At 31.4% G+C, this 17034-nt stretch carries 16 protein-coding genes; 5 read left to right on the top strand and 11 right to left on the bottom strand.

The genetic code is table 11. The features are described from left to right. Nucleotides 1–38: 38 nt before the first annotated feature. From IPZ78_RS13300 to IPZ78_RS13290, 3 genes are read right to left on the bottom strand one after another with little or no spacing between them, the layout of a single operon-like run. On the bottom strand, nt 39–1388 hold the full coding sequence (locus IPZ78_RS13300) for a RagB/SusD family nutrient uptake outer membrane protein (protein ID WP_225554480.1): 1350 nt from the start codon (nt 1386–1388) through the stop codon (nt 39–41). A 3-nt stretch (nt 1389–1391) separates the two neighbouring features. After that, entirely contained in the window at nt 1392–4598 is a 3207-nt protein-coding gene (locus IPZ78_RS13295) for a SusC/RagA family TonB-linked outer membrane protein (protein ID WP_225554479.1), read from the bottom strand. Between the two features lie 9 nt (nt 4599–4607). Continuing rightward, nucleotides 4608–5969 (bottom strand): peroxiredoxin family protein, encoded by a 1362-nt coding sequence (locus IPZ78_RS13290; protein ID WP_225554478.1) that lies wholly within the window; start codon nt 5967–5969, stop codon nt 4608–4610. Nucleotides 5970–6343: 374 nt separating this feature from the next. Here IPZ78_RS13290 and IPZ78_RS13285 point away from each other — a divergent pair, with 374 nt between their 5' ends. The 5 genes from IPZ78_RS13285 to IPZ78_RS13265 all read left to right on the top strand — a co-directional run bounded on the left by IPZ78_RS13285 (nt 6344) and on the right by IPZ78_RS13265 (nt 9569). Continuing rightward, nucleotides 6344–6652 (top strand): hypothetical protein, encoded by a 309-nt coding sequence (locus IPZ78_RS13285; RefSeq protein WP_225554477.1) that lies wholly within the window; start codon nt 6344–6346, stop codon nt 6650–6652. Between the two features lie 173 nt (nt 6653–6825). Continuing rightward, nucleotides 6826–7062: a helix-turn-helix domain-containing protein gene (locus IPZ78_RS13280; RefSeq protein ID WP_225554476.1), complete on the top strand. Its 237-nt coding sequence runs from the start codon at nt 6826–6828 to the stop codon at nt 7060–7062. An 84-nt stretch (nt 7063–7146) separates the two neighbouring features. Further along, nucleotides 7147–7983: a phosphoribosyltransferase-like protein gene (locus tag IPZ78_RS13275; protein WP_225554475.1), complete on the top strand. Its 837-nt coding sequence runs from the start codon at nt 7147–7149 to the stop codon at nt 7981–7983. Further along, nucleotides 7958–8323, top strand: a complete 366-nt coding sequence (locus IPZ78_RS13270; RefSeq protein ID WP_225554474.1) for a hypothetical protein — start codon at nt 7958–7960, stop codon at nt 8321–8323. The genes IPZ78_RS13275 and IPZ78_RS13270 overlap by 26 nt, the downstream gene beginning before the upstream one ends. A gap of 172 nt (nt 8324–8495) precedes the next feature. Next, entirely contained in the window at nt 8496–9569 is a 1074-nt protein-coding gene (locus tag IPZ78_RS13265; RefSeq protein WP_225554473.1) for a reverse transcriptase family protein, read from the top strand. A gap of 128 nt (nt 9570–9697) precedes the next feature. On the opposite strand, the gene IPZ78_RS13260 is transcribed toward IPZ78_RS13265, so the two are convergent. From IPZ78_RS13260 to IPZ78_RS13225, 8 genes are all read right to left on the bottom strand, one after another. Beyond that, nucleotides 9698–10435, bottom strand: coding sequence for a phage Gp37/Gp68 family protein (locus IPZ78_RS13260; protein ID WP_225554472.1), 738 nt, complete (start codon nt 10433–10435; stop codon nt 9698–9700). A 15-nt stretch (nt 10436–10450) separates the two neighbouring features. Continuing rightward, complete coding sequence (tcmP, locus tag IPZ78_RS13255) at nt 10451–11584, bottom strand: three-Cys-motif partner protein TcmP (RefSeq protein ID WP_225554471.1); 1134 nt, start codon at nt 11582–11584, stop codon at nt 10451–10453. 1121 nt (nt 11585–12705) lie between these two features. Beyond that, nucleotides 12706–12969 (bottom strand): hypothetical protein, encoded by a 264-nt coding sequence (locus IPZ78_RS13250; protein WP_225554470.1) that lies wholly within the window; start codon nt 12967–12969, stop codon nt 12706–12708. 43 nt (nt 12970–13012) lie between these two features. Then, the gene (locus IPZ78_RS13245; protein ID WP_225554469.1) at nt 13013–14269 is read right to left on the bottom strand and encodes a Y-family DNA polymerase; all 1257 of its coding nucleotides are present in this window, start codon (nt 14267–14269) and stop codon (nt 13013–13015) included. A 2-nt stretch (nt 14270–14271) separates the two neighbouring features. After that, nucleotides 14272–14694, bottom strand: coding sequence for a LexA family protein (locus IPZ78_RS13240; RefSeq protein WP_225554467.1), 423 nt, complete (start codon nt 14692–14694; stop codon nt 14272–14274). A gap of 87 nt (nt 14695–14781) precedes the next feature. Continuing rightward, complete coding sequence (locus IPZ78_RS13235) at nt 14782–15585, bottom strand: SOS response-associated peptidase (protein ID WP_225554466.1); 804 nt, start codon at nt 15583–15585, stop codon at nt 14782–14784. Between the two features lie 18 nt (nt 15586–15603). Next, complete coding sequence (locus IPZ78_RS13230) at nt 15604–16077, bottom strand: hypothetical protein (protein WP_225554464.1); 474 nt, start codon at nt 16075–16077, stop codon at nt 15604–15606. A gap of 306 nt (nt 16078–16383) precedes the next feature. Then, nucleotides 16384–16758, bottom strand: a complete 375-nt coding sequence (locus IPZ78_RS13225) for a hypothetical protein (RefSeq protein ID WP_225554462.1) — start codon at nt 16756–16758, stop codon at nt 16384–16386. Between the last annotated feature and the right edge of the window lie 276 nt (nt 16759–17034).

Raw genomic sequence — 17034 nt, 5'->3', positions numbered from 1 at the left:
AGCACCTGAGTTTTGACAACTCAGGTGTATTTTATTAATTATTCATAATTGCCTCGATCAATTACTACTTGTGGTAGGTTAAACGCAAATCCCTTTATATCATCATTTTCTAAAATATATGTTTTATCTAATAAAATTCGTTTCATTTGAATAGGTCTTTCAAAAGCCAATCTTCTAATATCGGTCCATCTTACCCCTCTTCCAATTAGTTCTTTCCTCCGTTCTAGTAATATTTGTGATAATAAGTTAACTGGTTCTAGTCCTAAAAGCAATGATGTAAAATCATAATTTGAAACATACCTAGACTTTAATAAAAGTAGTAAATCGTTTTGAGCTTCTAAGTATTTCTTTTCTCTTGTGAGACATTCAGCGCGTATTAAATACATTTCTGCCGTAGTTAAACCAGTAAATTTTTCAAAATTACTTTTGCTATAATCTCCCACAAACGAATGGTATCCATCAAGTTGTTTTTTAAAAAGTATTTCCTTTCTTAAATCTGCATCATCATAATAATTATATAAGACCGTATCAACTCTAGCATTGTCTTCACTTAAATTTCTATAAGGATAAGATCTAGTGAAATATAAAATCTCATCATTATATAAATTAAAAGGATAAGGTACCAATGGTATATTATTATAATTTGACAATGTAGATTTTATTTGTAAACTTAAATTGGCATAATTATAAGCACCAGGATAATCCTGTATAGATAATAAATATCTAGCTAATGCGGCATATGCAACAACTTTTGATGGTCTTGTAGGGTATTCAGAAATATTAGGGGGTAAATATTTTGAGGCTTCAATTAAATCTTCACTAATTTGCTTATGAGTTTCAAATAATGTTGCTCGCTTATTAGTTTCATTGATATCAGAACTTAACTTCAAAACTAAGCCAAAGCTATTATCATTTACCATTCCCTTCCAAAATGGGATGCAAAATACTTCTGCTAACTTTTGAAAAGCTATTCCTCTAATTAATCGTGCATTTCCATAGATATAATCTCTTTGCAAAGATGATTGGTAAGAAACTTTATCAATGTATTCTAAAACAAAGTTACTGTCATAAATTTTTCTATACATATATGACCAATACAATTCGGCTACAGGAGTATTCTGCCAGATGTAGGATTCTCTATTTTCAATTTCTTCAATACCCTGCCAATTTGCGTATGGCAAAAAGAAATTATCTGCTGCTATTTCTGACAACGCAGATTCACCATCATTAATCCGAGGTATATTATCCAATATAGCTTGTAAATCATTGCCAGTATATGGTATTGCTAACTTTTTATCTGGCTTTAAATCCAAATATTTCTGACATGAAAAAGAAAACAAGGAAATTGTAAGAAGTATATATACTATCCATTTACTATTAATATTCATAATTTAAAAATTTATATTAAACCCAAAACTAAAAGACCTTGGCATTGGGATACTTGTTAGATTATCCGGAAATTGACCTGATTTGCTAGCACTCCAAATTGTCCCAACATTAGACATAATTAAGAAAGTAGTCAGATCAATAAATTTTAAATTCGATGTTCTATAATCCAATCGAATATTGTCCAAATAAATATGATCTCCTTTTTCAACAAGCACTTCAGAATTTGCATAAAAACTATTTGCCAACGAATTCAATGGGTATAAAAAAGCTGGTACATCAGTGAATTCTTCATCACCTGGTTTTTGCCATCGATTGTAATAATCAACATGTGTATAACTATTATTCAAAACGTGGGCATAATTTATAGATTCCTTTCTAAAATAATATCCAGCCTTCCAACTTATATTAGCAGATATTGCCCAATTTCTAAATTGAACATCATTACGAAAAGCCCCCCAATACACAGGTCTTCGAGAGCCATGAAAAACTAAATCAGAAGGTTGTATATTTTTATTTCTTAAACTTCTATAATCTTTACTCGGTTCGCCATTTAATACTCCCCTAGGTTCGCCTGTTTGTGGATCAAGCCCTCCCCACTTATAAGAATACAATGGAAATGCTAAATGTCCCTCTACACTATTAATCCCTTCAGTCAACAGGTCATTTGGACCTGTATATTCTTTGTAATTACGTTTAATCCATGTATTGTTATAAGAGAACAACAAGTTCGTACTCCATCTAACACTTGAATTAATAGGTATAGCTTTGATCTGAAAATCCACACCTTTACCATTGATATTTGCACCATTAATTACCATTCCATCCAATCCAGTAGTGGGGTCCAACGGTACATTTGTATATATATCTTTTGTATTTTTACTATAATAATCAATACTGCCGCTTAATAGTCCATTTAAGAATCCGAAATCTAATCCTATTGTTATTGTTTTGACCTTTTCCCAACGTAATTCAGAATTTGGTGCATTTAGTATCTGAGCTCCCTGCCATGGAACTAAGTATGGATTTCCAGTAGATAAAAATCGTAATGTTGGCACTGCACTTAGACTATTATCTACATTTCCACTAAATCCATACGATCCTCTTAAATCTAATTTTGACAACCATTGCTTATTTAGAAAATTTTCCTTTGCTAAATTCCATTTACCTCCTACTGACCATAATGGAGACCATTTGTCGTTTGTTGATAAACCAAATAAATTGGACGCATCTTTACGAAAACTTGCACTAAATATATATCTTGACAAATAGCTATATGAAGCATTTCCATAGTAAGAAACATAACGTTGATGTAAATCGGTCATAGGTCGAAGTGGTTGTCCGATAGTTCCAGAAGCCTGTAGATTATCATAAATTGGATAAGGCGTTAGGTAATCAACTATTGCTGGAAAAATTAGTGTATTCTCATCTAAACCAATTATTGTTAAGCCATTCGACATTGTGTGTTTAGAATTAAACTCAAACCCAAGGACACTATTGAATTGATGTTTATCTAGCCATGATTTACTAACATTCGTTTGGAAACGCCCATTATGACCGATTCCTGTACTATAATCTTCTTGTAAGATTGATCCATATGGAAAATTATATATAACATTTCCATCCGAGATTTTAGAACCCAGGTTAATCTGATTTCGTGTTCGGTAATTTGATAAATCATACAATGAATTAAGATTATTTAAATTGTCTGAATACTGATACTTAATATCCATTATAAGCCAAGGAAATAATTTATAAGTTATACCTGTATTTATATACAAATCTTTCTTAATGTTTTTTGTTGGAGGATTCAAAATTTCTTCAAGTGGTTTATACAGCCAATTCATTAATAACCCTTCACCTGTATTTTCAATATATGATAATCGATACTCTTTTGGTATTGCTAATGCATTCCCTAAGCTATCAGCTAACTTCATATAAGGATATTTATATCCTACATTACTATAAACTGGCACTCCATCTGCCATCGATTCACTAGAAATTGCCCACCTAATAGATGTTGATACATTCAACTTATCATTCAGTTGATAATTATTATCAAGTCGAACATTTGCACGATCAAATTCTCGTCCTTTTTGTATTGGCATAGATTTATCATAGTTTGCGCTAAGTATAAATCTATTTTTATTTGATTGCCCATTTAGGTTAATATTATGTTGACGTATCGTAGAATTACGATACAGAAATGAATTAAAATCATCTCTTATGTCTTGGGATTTTAACCTTTCTAAACTTTGACTAAATTCTTCTGTTGAAATGATTTTGTCACGTTCTTTTAAGAATAATTCTACAGCAGGCGATAGTGCTGGTCGACTACGATTTATCTCCATATTTCGGTAAAAACCTTTATCGAATAGGAATCGTTCAATTTCAATATAATCAGCAGGATTAATAACCTGATGTTTCATTAAATCAGGCTTACTATGCATTGTAATATTTGACGAAAAAGTCCCTTTAATTCTATCTGAAGATTTAGCTATCTTACTTGTCAACACTATTACACCATTTCCAGCTTTAGCTCCCCATATAGATGTCGCAGCAGCATCTTTTAATATTGTTATACTTTCTATATCATTCGGATTTATAGAATTAATATCGCCATCATATGGGAAATTATCCAATATGATGAGTGGGGAACTTCGATTAGAATAATCTCTTAAAGTATTTATACCATGCAATGATATTTTTGGTGTAATAGGCAATCCTAACGATATGGAACTGATAGATTGTTTATCAAAATGAATACCTGTAGTTATATTTTCTAACCTAGATAAGATATTCATTCCTACAGTTCGATTAAGTAATTTATTATCTATATATTCATATGCTCCTGTTGCTCGTTCTTTTGAAATTTTCTCATATCCAGTAGATATATAAACGCTATCCAACTCTTGTACATCTGCAACCAAATCGATAATAATTATTGTATTTTCAACACATCTTATATTAACTACTTCAGATTTATATCCTAAGTGCTTTATTTTTATAACACTCAATTCTTTAGATGTAAAAAAATAGACCTGACCATCCTTATTAGTTTTATAATTAAAATTGTCTACTTCCAAACTTACGTTAGATATAGGTTGACCATCATCCTTTTTTCGAACTGTCGCATCCACCCTACAACCTTGAGCAATCAGTTCATCTGAAAAAATAATGGATATCAATAAAATCATTAAATATTTCATCATTGGTTCAAATTAAAATTCGTAAAAAAACAATCCATCACCTTTTACTATTACATCAATACCTAAAAATGTTTTAATATCTTCTATCATTAACTTATATTTATCAGCATTACTCGTTCCCAATGGTATAGTACGTTCATAACTAACAGCATGTAGTTGATACCATTGATCTCTAGTTAAATTTTTACCAGTATACAATTCAAATGCATATTTCCCTGAATTAAGTACCTTCCAACTACTAGAATCTTGCTTTAAAACCGATCCACGTTTAAAAAGGCCTAAACCTGTTGAGATTAATCCTAAATCTAATAGTGACACATTACGGATCGATATCCTTTCAACACCTTCCAGTGTATCAAGTGAGGTAGCATAATAAGCACCTACCCCATCTAGATATCCGGTAAATGCAATGTATTTTAATTGCTTAAATTCATTATTGGGAAGATGTTCCGTTTTATAAGTCCTGCTAACAATTGGACTTTCATAAAATGAAGTAAATTCATGTTTTACTGGCCAACTTTTAGTGTTTCCTGCTAAAAAATCTGCGATTGTAAAATCTTGAATGTGAGCGGTATTTGAAAAGCTATGTACTATACCTTCTTTATCAATCCACACAACATGTGATATATATCGATGAATAAATAATTCTTTTAAAATACGATCATCAGTTATAACAGTTAGTTTAGAATTCTTAGTATATTCATTTTGATTAAAAAACGATGACATGCGATCATGTTTTTCCATTGTTACTGGAATTAAAACAATATCATCATCATAAAAACTAATAATTCTTTCTAATTCAGGTAACGCTTCAATACAACCTTTACATCCGCTAGAAATAAAATTCAGCAGAATTCCCTTATCCCTATAATCAGATAACTTTATTGTATCTCTTCCATTAGGATGATTGATAACTTTTATCGGTAATTGCCATAAGGTATTGGGTATGGTATCTCCAATTTGTAACGCAGTAATTTTACTATTGATGAAATCATTCTGACAGAATACATTGATCGGTGAAAAAGTAAAAATAAAATATAGGAGTAAACTAATTTGCGCGAAATTTAATTTTGCTACTCTATATTTTAGATATGCATTTTCTAAAAGTCTAATAATTTGTAAAAAATATGTCTGAACGATATTATTTACTTTTTCGTTACCATAAGAAGATGTTACATCTTGTTCTTCTTTGTATTTTGATCTTAATTGATGCTCATAAATCTCAAATTCCAAATATTTTGTATATGATTCAACATCACTACTTTCTAGATCGAAATCCTTAGCAATATAAGTCCTGGTTATAATATTTAAATTGAATGGTATGCAGCCCTTTTTGGTAAGCATATCTCTTCCCTCCTCATAAAAATTCTTCATTTTTTAGGTAGATAAATTTGATTAATTCATAAAAGCTGACGCAGAAATTCGAATTATTAAATAGAAAAAATAAATCTACTTCTTACTATATTCAGCTTTTACATACAAAAATTGAATAATTCAAAAGCCGACTTTGTAAACAACATTATTGAATCACAATATGATTCAAATCACTTGTAAGAATAAATAAGGAGTAGTATATTAGAGTGCGAACAATAAAATACAAAACCGATTATTACATCTTACTACGTATTGCTTTATATAGTACAGAAGTCGGCTACAGAACAAATAAGATAAACTAGCATATTCAATAAATTTGATTACGCTCCTTTCTTGATTAAGCTCTGTGTGAAATAAATCATGAATTATTCGGGATGACGAATAACGTTCTTATAAATGTTGTAATGGGATATCCATCGCTGATCGTATATCAGAGATTTGGATTGGTGAGTACTGTCTGTTGTCGTTTTCATAGTTTTTTGTTTATAAAATTGGTATATGAAAACGATGCAACTCAAAAAGCTGGAGGAAAGCTGAATTGGAAGGTAAAAACCAATAGGGCGAACTCCAAAGCTTTTGAAAGTGGTACCGTCAAGAACCTCCATAACCTAAGTCATGGTTCCACAAAAGTCTTACATGAAGTTCGCCCTATTAGACAATATCACGAAGATATAAAAATCTAATAGAAATGGCGAACTCAAGATTAACCCATGTGGAAATTTGACGGTTTTCTTTCATGAGTGACATCGTTTCGGTAGAGAATAAAACCTCTATCCTACTAGTCGCTTAATAACTAATTCAAATATAGTTATTATTTACAAATTGGACAAGTATGTCCAATAAAATTTTTAATTAAATGACTAATGTACAATACAAAGACCAAGAATATTTAATTCTATTGGGCAAAAGAATAGAAGACATAAGAATAAAAAGTGGTAAATCATATGAAGATTTTGCTATCAGATGTGGTTTAGATCGAAGACAATTAAGACGAATTGAAAAAGCAGAAACCAATTCATCTATCTCAATATTGAAAAAAATAGCTGATGGTTTGAATTTAACTATGTCAGAACTTTTAAACTTTGAAGATTAAAAAAAGCAATATTTGAACCTAAGTGACATAATATAGTTCAAAATTATAATAATGACAATTTTTTACTGACTATATTCGATAACAATGTTTGCAGAAAGCATAGAACGCTCCAGACTCATATATTCCCAAACTGATTTGGAAAAAATTATTAAGATTATAAGTGAAAATAATTGGACTTTTAAGTACCATAAGGGCATTACTAACCTCTGGAACAAGTGTGCCAATGATGATGAAAAAAATCTTATCGAAGAATTAATTCACAGATTCTTGATTTTCACAAGTGATGATATTGAAGATTTCCTAATAAACATGGCTAGTTTAATAAACGATGATTGGAAGCTTACGCCCGAAAATACAATTATTAGTTCAATTGCTGATGATTCAAAGCCAGATAGCTCTCATACAGTAATTCAATCACTTAAGGGACATTTAAAAAATAAGTACAGATTATTTGCAAATATTGTTCAGGCAGCGCATGAGATAAAAACTAATGATGTGCTTATAATAGTTGATGACTTTGTAGGTTCTGCAACATCAATTTCTAGCAAAGTAAAATATGTAAAAAGTTTACTATTAGAAAAAGGTATATCTGAGTATCAAATAAAATTCATGTGTTTTCTTGGAATGAAAAGTTCTACAATTCCTTTAGATGAATTAGGGATAGAGTATTTCATAATAAAAAAAATAAAGAAGGGTATTTCGGATTATCATACTCCTGAGATTTCAATTGAAAAAAAAGAAACAATGAGGAGACTAGAATCCGAATTCAATATAGCATCCAAGTTTTCACTAGGCTTTCTTGAATCTGAAGCATTATTTAAAATTCAATCTTATAATATATCCAATAATGTTTTTCCTGTTTTTTGGATAAATAAAACAAAAGATAAAAAAGACTTTGAATCAATTTTTAGGAGAGGCTAAGCATATGAAACTGTACGAAGAGGATATTGTATTTTTAAAAGAATTAATTAGTAGCGATTTGGTAGATATTTATGGAATCCATTTAAAATATCGTCTATCCCCTTTTCAGATAGTTCGATTTATAGATAAATATCAAGGACTTGGGCTAATACATTGCAAAGAAAACACCATTTGCCTTACCAAAAGTGGACAGAACTGGCTTTTTGCAAATAGAAATTATATATTGCTTCAAAGACATAAAATACAAGATAATTTTACAGAAAAATTCGTTATTGATAATGGGAATAAAAAGATTAAATTTGATAAAAGTATTTATAGGTTATTAGGGCAGAAAAATTAGCAATACAGAGTTTAGATGTCGACTCTTTTGATTAGGCTGTAATTAGCCTAACATAAATTATCTGAAAAGAGAATTTATGTTGGTACCTTAACAGGATACCAGTTCTATTATTAGTAATAGAACTAAGATAAATATATAGAAAGTAATTGCCCTAATCCTATAATTACTAAAAATGGAAACAGCAAAATATAACCTTAATATACAAAGATTAATTGAGGACACCTTTCGTGGAGAAAAAACTCTAAATGCTTTAAACATATATTCTAAAGGGTTAATTAACAAAAACCTGCCTATTATATTGAGCAAGGATCATTTAGCTAGTTTATTGGGTCATCCACTAAATTTGATTAATAACGTAATATATTCGCCCGAATCATTCTATAGATCGTTTTACATACCCAAAAAAAACAACAATGGAAAAAGGGTCATACATGCTCCAAAAGGTATTTTACTAGATCTACAGCAAAAAATATATGAATATATTCTTTCTGCTATACCAGTTCATGAAAAAGCTACTGGATATGTAGCAAATAAAACTATAAAAGATAACGCTATCCCTCATTTAAATACAAATGAAATACTGAAGGTTGACTTAAAAGACTTTTTCCCTTCTATTAATTTCAATCGGGTAATAAACGTATTCTTAAAGGCTGGGTACACCAGAGACATTTCATTTAGTTTAGCTAGAATATGTACGTTACACAACTCTTTACCTCAAGGAGCCCCTACTAGCCCGATTCTTAGTAATCTTATTATAAAAAGGCTTGACATAAGATTAGAAAAGTTAAGTAAAAAATTAAAATTAAATTATACTAGATATGCTGATGATTTAACATTTTCAGGCGATTCAATTACTATTTCATTTTTACATTATGTGAAATCTATAATTAATTCCGAAGGATTCAAAGTGAATAAAAAGAAGCTTCGTATTCTCAGAAAATCACATAAAAAAGTAATAACTGGAATATCCATAACCAACAACGAACTTAAAGTACCAAGAGAAAAGAAACGTATTGTTAGGCAGGCTGTCTATTTTATTAAAAAGCATGGCTTTTTAAATCATCTTGAACATATAGATAGATTTGACCCCATAATGTTAGAAAAACTCTTAGGTTACGCATATTATTGGAAGTTCATTGAAGATTCTGAATCTTCAAAATCAATAATAAGCGTATTAAAACTAGAAATTGCAAAACTCAACTCATCAACCTCTAATCTACATACACATCTGGAATTTGTAAAATAAATGACAGGTATACGCTTGGCCATAAAACTACTTATTACTACTTTTGGAAAGGTTCATAGTACACAAACATCTTATTATCAGTGACATATTCCTATTTTGGAATTAGGCTACAATAATAATATTAAACTTTATACTAATCCATAATCTGGTTCTTCATTCCACTCTTTGCCTGCAAGTATACGACCGTTGGCCTTTTTACTACGGCGCACTCCATCTCCTCCCCAAGTGCCCCATTGCTTAAAAAAGAAAGCGACATTTTGCTCATCACACTGTTTCTTAACATTAAGTGCCCACTCCGGTTGCATAGGTCTTGCTTTTGGACCACTTTCTCCGCCTACAATAACCCAATGAATATTTGCCAAATCCAAATCTCCTAAATCCTCTAATAATGGCTCTACAGAGAGAAAACGAATACGAGCCTGAATATTGCGAAGAACTTCTATACGATGTTTAGCTTGTTTGAATTCCACTGTGACACCAAGCCAAACATTGTCGGGTATAACGCGGGTTTTACAATACTCGTCTAAAATATGCTCTCGTTTGGTTAGTATCTGATAGGTATGTTGCGGAGTAGCACAAATCACATCAAAAATGCGATCAAGATATTCGAAAGGCATTTCTTCATGAAATAGATCACTCATGGAATTAACAAAAAACTTAGTTGGTTTCTTGATTCGTAGAGGCATATCCAAACGTTCTGGCATCAAAGTAAATTCAAAACCATTTTCATATCCAGACGCACCCATAGCTTTGAGGCGTTTAGCCATAGTCTCAGCATAACAATGCTTACAACCTGCTGTAATTTTATTACACCCTGTAGAAGGATTCCATGTTGCCTCTGTCCATTCTATATTTGTTGTCTTCATTACTTTGCTCCTTAATTATTTCAAACTAAAATATACCTTTGCAACTTGATTATTCTTGAAATGATCCCATGAAACATAAAAAGCCGATTTTCTAGCTGGTTCCCCATTAAGCAAAGTTGCAACTAATTTCTTATCTTTCTGCCATTTCTTTAAAATCTGCGTACAATGTATAGGTAAATGTCCAGATTTAAGTGTGAAAACATACAATTCTTGATTTGATCGAATCTGATTAAGGAAATCTCCAAGATATCTCTCAAATTTTGATGTATTGGGCTGAACATTACTTTGTGAAAATAAATCAAAAGTTGCAGCATTATATTTCCATCCTCTACCATCTTCAGAGTCAATCTCCCATTTTGTATCTAACATACGATCAAACCCATAAATATGGCTTGTAAAGAAAAATAGGCAAAAAAACTGATTTTTATCTCTGCTTATAATAAATGTATCTACAAAAAAATCTTCGCCAAGCTGAGCTTGAAATGCATTTTTGAGATTCTGCACAAAGTCTAAGCCAGTTTTGCTCTTGGGCCATTGATCACGAGGAACTATATCCTCAATAAAGTCATGTAAACTCTCTGGGGTCCCACTCTCACTGAATCTAAACATAAAATGAGTGGGTAAAAAAAGTAAAACTTCGGAGTTTTTATTCCTCAATAAATCTTTAATCTCACTAAATCTTACATCTTTATAACCATACGGATCAATGAAAACAAAAGCTTTCTCCCCCTTCGCTAGCTTAGAAAAATTTTCTATAATTTCTGGACATAGTTCTTTATAATCCTTATTACTATAATTTAAAGTTCCAATTTGTGAATAATGAACTTTAGAAGCTACTACATTTTCCTTTAAGACACTTATTTTCTCACTACATATATCATTAAATACACAATTATACTTACTACTCATGTCAATTTTCCGAGCTTTTGCGCGAAAATGAGCTTCTTTTAGCTCCCTCAAAATTATCATGGGGCTTCCCTCTCCTGCATTATCGTATATTCCTGGCCCACTGAACATATCATAATAATGAACCATAGTAACATATGGCGTATTACTCATGATATTAAAATATTTTTGCAAATATTTCCCCAATAATTTCACTTTAACTTCTGAATGTTCATAGAGGTTATGCTGAGATTTGTTTTTCATAAAATTCAGGATTATAAACTGGTTAAACATAAATATACTAATATTTTTAGCTAATACTACATTTTCTATTATATGATTTGCAATATTCTAAGACAAATTTATTATTTGAGGTCAAAGCAAAACGTAAGTTAAGGGGGAAAGTAAATTGATGGTATGCACAATTTATCTCATATGATATTTATAGAACTGAGTTTTATGAGATTTTAAAGTTATAAGTTTAAATTTTGAGCCAATATGTTAATAAAAAGCAAGAAATTGTAATTCTGATTTATGGAAAGTTATTTGGTAAAATGCATTTACTAAAACAGGCTAATCCCCAAAAACAAATCACTCATCTAAAAAACCTTACATCAACCACAGGCGAAATATACACATTTCGCAAATAGGACTGGGTTGGCGAACTAACTGAATGGAGATTAACGAAGCTAAATAATTTCTTATTTTTTTTTGTTAAACATGTTGTAATTAGCAATTGCAACACTACTTGCTATAAATTGATCAAAAACTCAAACATCTCGTCTTGAGCCGTTTAACTTATAGTTTTTAACAAAACCACTTAAAGTAATCTCTATTGCAAACATGTCGACGATATGAGATAGATTTCATTATATTCCTTCCATCAATCTTACAGAGGACAAAGTGATATTACACCGACTTTAGAAGCTACCACTGTAGACAAAGAGTAATCCAAATAGATGTCGCGCATCTTAATGGTTATCTTTAAAGTCCAATACAACTTGTGAAACGTATGATTTTATGTTGTAACCATTTTTTTAATGCAATCATTATAAAGATTTACAACAGCATAGCGTCAGCATATATTAACACCCCACGTGAGGGATTGAAGTGTAAATCCTCTTTTCTAAAAGAGATTGCAGCATAAAGCCCGACCCTAAAAGGGGCACGCTAAATAAAGCAACTATTAATTATATCCAAGTTGAAACATAACAACTATTAAGGTGAATTGAATATTTATAAATAAAGATTAGCTCATTTCAACAACACAAACCAATCGAATGCAGCACTCAAACAAACACTAAAATACAAAACAAAAACTTTAACTGAATAACTTTAATAACATGTATTACAAATAATTAAATAAAACAAGTACACAATCACTTTTATCTTACTATTACCTCTCCAAAAAGGTCAACATTTCTAATATTATACAAAGCATCATCAATTACTAGTAAATGTAATTCATGCATAGGTATAGATGCATGAGCTATCCACTTACTATCTAAATCAAAAAATTTCTCCATATCCACCTTCTCTGGTATCCAGGTCGGATTTTCATCACTTAAAGGATTATTAGACCGCAGAATTGTATACCCCTGCATCTTCAATTTCATCAATATCGGATGATTAAGTTTTACAAAGCCCATGGTTCAGTGCTTAATCCTATAACACTATTAAACTGAACTTTATTTATATTTTAATGGTAATGATATCTTTAAGTTTAGTGGTATAGCATGGAGAAAGCATCTCTTGACGCATCGTCCACTTCTTCTTACCTTGAGAAGCTAAACGAACAGTATGCTGCCCATACTGTTTATTCATCAGATCTAAGGCTTTCATCAGCGCATCATGCCTTTTATCTCGATTATCAAATAATGTCATTTGTTCCACATCATCAGGTGTAAAATTAGAAACTATTACCCCTGCCTTTTTATAGGCATAGCCTTCTTTAAATATACGGCGCAACGCTACGGTAGCATATTTAGAAAGTTCAATAGCAGAATTTGTTGCAAAGGGTAAATCAATTGTTATTGAATTTTGGTACTGCACTTGTTCTACTCTAAATCTATTAGTCATCACAAAAACAGTGATGGAACTACAAAAGGATTTCTGCTTTCTTAATTTCTCGCTGCAGGACGAAGAAAATGTAGATACCCGTTCCTGCACCTGGTCAAACGTTGTGTAATTCACATCAAAGCTACGCGTGCTGGCAATATTCTTTTTGTTCTCCACCTCTTCCAAATCTAGGGTAGGTATTCCAGACAAGTCACGCTTTAACCGCAACCCAACAATAGAGAGATTCTTTTGTACCCACTGATCACTGAGCTTCGTAAAATCATAGGCCGTATCTACACCAAGCTGAAATAACCGTTTAGCATGCTGCCTCCCTATTCCCCACACATCTTCTATCTCCAACCATTTTAACGCCTTTTCTATCTGCGCAGCACTGCGCATGACATGACACCCATTGGATTCCTTCGGATATTTCTTAGCAATTCTATTGGCTACTTTAGCCAGTGATTTCGTAGGAGCTATTCCCACACTCACTTGAATCCCTGTATTACGAAATACTTCCTCACGCATTCTAATCCCGTACTCCTTCAAGTCCACAAAATCATAGCCATCAAGCTTCATAAAGCATTCATCAATACTGTATATCTCCTGATCAATACAATAGTTTGAAAGCGTTTGCATGACCCGATTGCTCATGTCACCGTACAAAGCAAAGTTTGCGGAGAATACTTGAACATTATGCTGCTTAAATAATTCCCTATACTGAAAAGCTGCTGCTCCCATAGGAATCCCACAAGCTTTCGCTTCATTACTACGCGCTATTACACAACCATCGTTATTGGATAAAACCACTAGGGGTAAACCAATGAGGTCAGGCCGAAATATACGCTCACATGAAGCATAGAAGTTGTTACAATCAATAAGAGCATACATGGCTAAAAAGCTTTAATCACATGCGTCACCACACCCCAGACAATAAATTCATTATCCTTGGTAACCCGTATAGGTGAATAATCATCATTTTCAGGCATCAGGATAATTTCATCCTTTCGAATTAAAAGACGCTTAGCTGTAAACTCACCATCAATAAAACAAATAGCGATACATCCGTCAGTAGGTTTAATACTCTTATCGATAACCATGATATCCCCATCATCAATACCCGCATTTTTCATGGATACCCCACGTACACGTCCATAGTATGTAGATAGTGGATGTTTAACAATTTCTTTGTTGAGATCTATTTTAGTATCCTCAAAATCCAATGCAGGGCTTGGGAAACCTGCACTAATCCCATTTGCTACATAAGGAAGAAATAAAGATTTAGGAATGTCTACTGTATATAACTCAATTTTCATTCTGCAATTTTACTAAAAATATTAGCAAAATGAATGTCATAAAATGAAATTGATAAAAACGAATAAATGTACAGCAGAATAAAACACCTAAAATAAAGTATTTGCTATGGGCTTATCATTACCCAGTGGTGGTAAGCCTTCCCAATCAAAGGGCTCATAACGATGCTTATCATCAGGTCTATTGGGATAACCTCTTAAGGTATATACAGGATGAAAAAGTAAATCTTTAGTATCTATTTCAAAGTGAAAAATGGCACGCATATCATCTTCCGATAAATCATCCGACAGCCATAGCTTTTCTAAATCTTCAGGTAAAAACAGAGGCATTCGGTGTTTGTTCGGTCCATCGTTATGTATATTAGCCATCACAGCATTCGCATCTCTAGTTATCATCCCAAAGCTACCCACCTTCTCCACTACCCCATCCTCATCTACCGTTTCATGCCATTGATAAAGCCCAGGAAGATAAAATATATCACGACCTTTCTCGGCAATGTAGTAAGGCACTTTCTTCTTCCAACCACTAATCTTACGATGCTCATACGTCCCTGAAACAGGAATCAAGCAACGTTGATTTTTCAATCTATACCAGAATGATTTCTTATCATCTAGAATACGCTCACTACGCGCATTTACCATGCTGCGTCTTCTATCATCCTGTAGTTTTGGATCTTGAATATAAGTAGGTAGTACGCCCCATTCCATTTCCAATAGCGCTATCCCCTCACCTTCCTTATCCTTCATAATTATTGGATATTCGGGAAAAGTTATTGCCTGCACATTTTCAAAATAGTCGTAGTTATACTCTTTCTTTTTACGCTCATCCCTTATTTTAGGGTAAGAATTTTTTACAAGCTCAATGTCCGTATGTAATGAAATATCCCAACACATAAATCAAATTTTAGGTAATTATTTTATTAAATCAAAAGCATTCACTTCCTTTCTAGTTCCATTACTTTCAATGATCGCTTTTACTCGGCCATATTCTAAAGTAAACAAGATATCAATTTTATCCGTTCTTTTAAATTTGGTATTAGAACGTAAATAATTAACGATGTTAAGGTTATAATGTTTTAACATACGTTTCTCCCAATCTATATTTTTAATTTTATTAAGGAAAATCCTGTAACCAGAATCCACTTCAAGAAGCTTTTGTATTTTTTCAAAATCATCGGGAAGATGCAAGGCTTTACCTTCCTTAACATCCAGTTCAGATGCATGTACATGAGCTAGCTCTTTATTCTCATAAGCTGACAACAAGAAACCTTTACCAAAAGTAACAGATGGCCATTCAAACTTTTGCAGTACAAAATCCTTATATCCACGAGATACCAAATCATGGAATAAGTCAATTGTTACCTGTTCAAATGGAATGTATAACATGCATATCTAAGTTTGTTAAAATAATTAACTTATTAAAGTTGTATTCCTATAACTAAACATTTCAAATGAATACTCTAAATGATATTTAAAACTATTCTATCTTAATTAAATTAAAAAAGTAAACAAATCCCCATCTAACTGTAGATTTCAACTAGGTTAAAGGTGCCTGTAACTGCTACATAGCAAAGGTAATTAGCACTTCCTTTAACTCTGATCTATTAATGGTTTTCTTCAAATTATAGAGTTGGTCAATCAATAATATTTTTCTAATTTGAAATTGACCTCATTTTGTTAGTAGTTCGTTAATTATTCATATATATAGCTGTCCCTAATCGCTAATAAATCTTTACTTTTTTTTATGTAGTTTAATTTTTGATTTTTAAAAATCATATAGGCTGCCTTCTTTTCAGAATCGACAAGAAATTGGACAAACATCCGGTAAAATTCCTTTCTCTTCTTTATATCTTTAGTTTTATTTAAATTGATATATGTTAATATTCTATGATTGAATAAAATATTGACCTGCAAGTTTATATCACATATAAATTGAACAGCTGGTTCTTCATTTCCTTTTATAAAAATCGAAAATGATATTAAGTCCCCTTCTAAATCAACTATAAAAGATTGAAATAAAAAATTTCCTATTTGTAAATCAGAAACAAATATTATTTTTTTCATCATAGGTTAGTTTTTCAATTTGTAAGCTAATAATTATTTATTAAAAATCAATATTAATTTACTTAAAATTAAGAATATATAACTTTTTTATTTTCTATTAGTTATTAGAAATAATTATCCACTTCAGTTAAATATAAAGTTTTATGAGCCACTAATACACCTCGGAATTTAATTTATAAGTTTTGATTTTCAACAAAGCAATAAAACTAATTATTCCCAAAAGTAACCAAAGAAAATCAACAACAAATAGATCTATTTTTCCGTTAATAAAATTATTGA

It is taken from the genome of Sphingobacterium bovistauri, assembly GCF_020295405.1.
Lineage (GTDB): Bacteria > Bacteroidota > Bacteroidia > Sphingobacteriales > Sphingobacteriaceae > Sphingobacterium > Sphingobacterium bovistauri.
The sequence above is the reverse complement of the archived record's forward strand: the minus strand, read 5'-3'. Positions and strand labels throughout refer to the sequence as shown.

Bases quoted from the DNA above. Each gene is read 5' to 3' on its own strand.
- IPZ78_RS13300 (WP_225554480.1), bottom strand. From the start codon at position 1,388: ATGAATATTAATAGTAAATGGATAGTATATATACTTCTTACAATTTCC.
- IPZ78_RS13295 (WP_225554479.1), bottom strand. From the start codon at position 4,598: ATGATGAAATATTTAATGATTTTATTGATATCCATTATTTTTTCAGAT.
- IPZ78_RS13290 (WP_225554478.1), bottom strand. From the start codon at position 5,969: ATGAAGAATTTTTATGAGGAGGGAAGAGATATGCTTACCAAAAAGGGC.
- IPZ78_RS13285 (WP_225554477.1), top strand. From the start codon at position 6,344: ATGACGAATAACGTTCTTATAAATGTTGTAATGGGATATCCATCGCTG.
- IPZ78_RS13280 (WP_225554476.1), top strand. From the start codon at position 6,826: ATGACTAATGTACAATACAAAGACCAAGAATATTTAATTCTATTGGGC.
- IPZ78_RS13275 (WP_225554475.1), top strand. From the start codon at position 7,147: ATGTTTGCAGAAAGCATAGAACGCTCCAGACTCATATATTCCCAAACT.
- IPZ78_RS13265 (WP_225554473.1), top strand. From the start codon at position 8,496: ATGGAAACAGCAAAATATAACCTTAATATACAAAGATTAATTGAGGAC.
- IPZ78_RS13260 (WP_225554472.1), bottom strand. From the start codon at position 10,435: ATGAAGACAACAAATATAGAATGGACAGAGGCAACATGGAATCCTTCT.
- tcmP (WP_225554471.1), bottom strand. From the start codon at position 11,584: ATGAAAAACAAATCTCAGCATAACCTCTATGAACATTCAGAAGTTAAA.
- IPZ78_RS13250 (WP_225554470.1), bottom strand. From the start codon at position 12,969: ATGGGCTTTGTAAAACTTAATCATCCGATATTGATGAAATTGAAGATG.
- IPZ78_RS13245 (WP_225554469.1), bottom strand. From the start codon at position 14,269: ATGTATGCTCTTATTGATTGTAACAACTTCTATGCTTCATGTGAGCGT.
- IPZ78_RS13240 (WP_225554467.1), bottom strand. From the start codon at position 14,694: ATGAAAATTGAGTTATATACAGTAGACATTCCTAAATCTTTATTTCTT.
- IPZ78_RS13235 (WP_225554466.1), bottom strand. From the start codon at position 15,585: ATGTGTTGGGATATTTCATTACATACGGACATTGAGCTTGTAAAAAAT.
- IPZ78_RS13230 (WP_225554464.1), bottom strand. From the start codon at position 16,077: ATGTTATACATTCCATTTGAACAGGTAACAATTGACTTATTCCATGAT.
- IPZ78_RS13225 (WP_225554462.1), bottom strand. From the start codon at position 16,758: ATGATGAAAAAAATAATATTTGTTTCTGATTTACAAATAGGAAATTTT.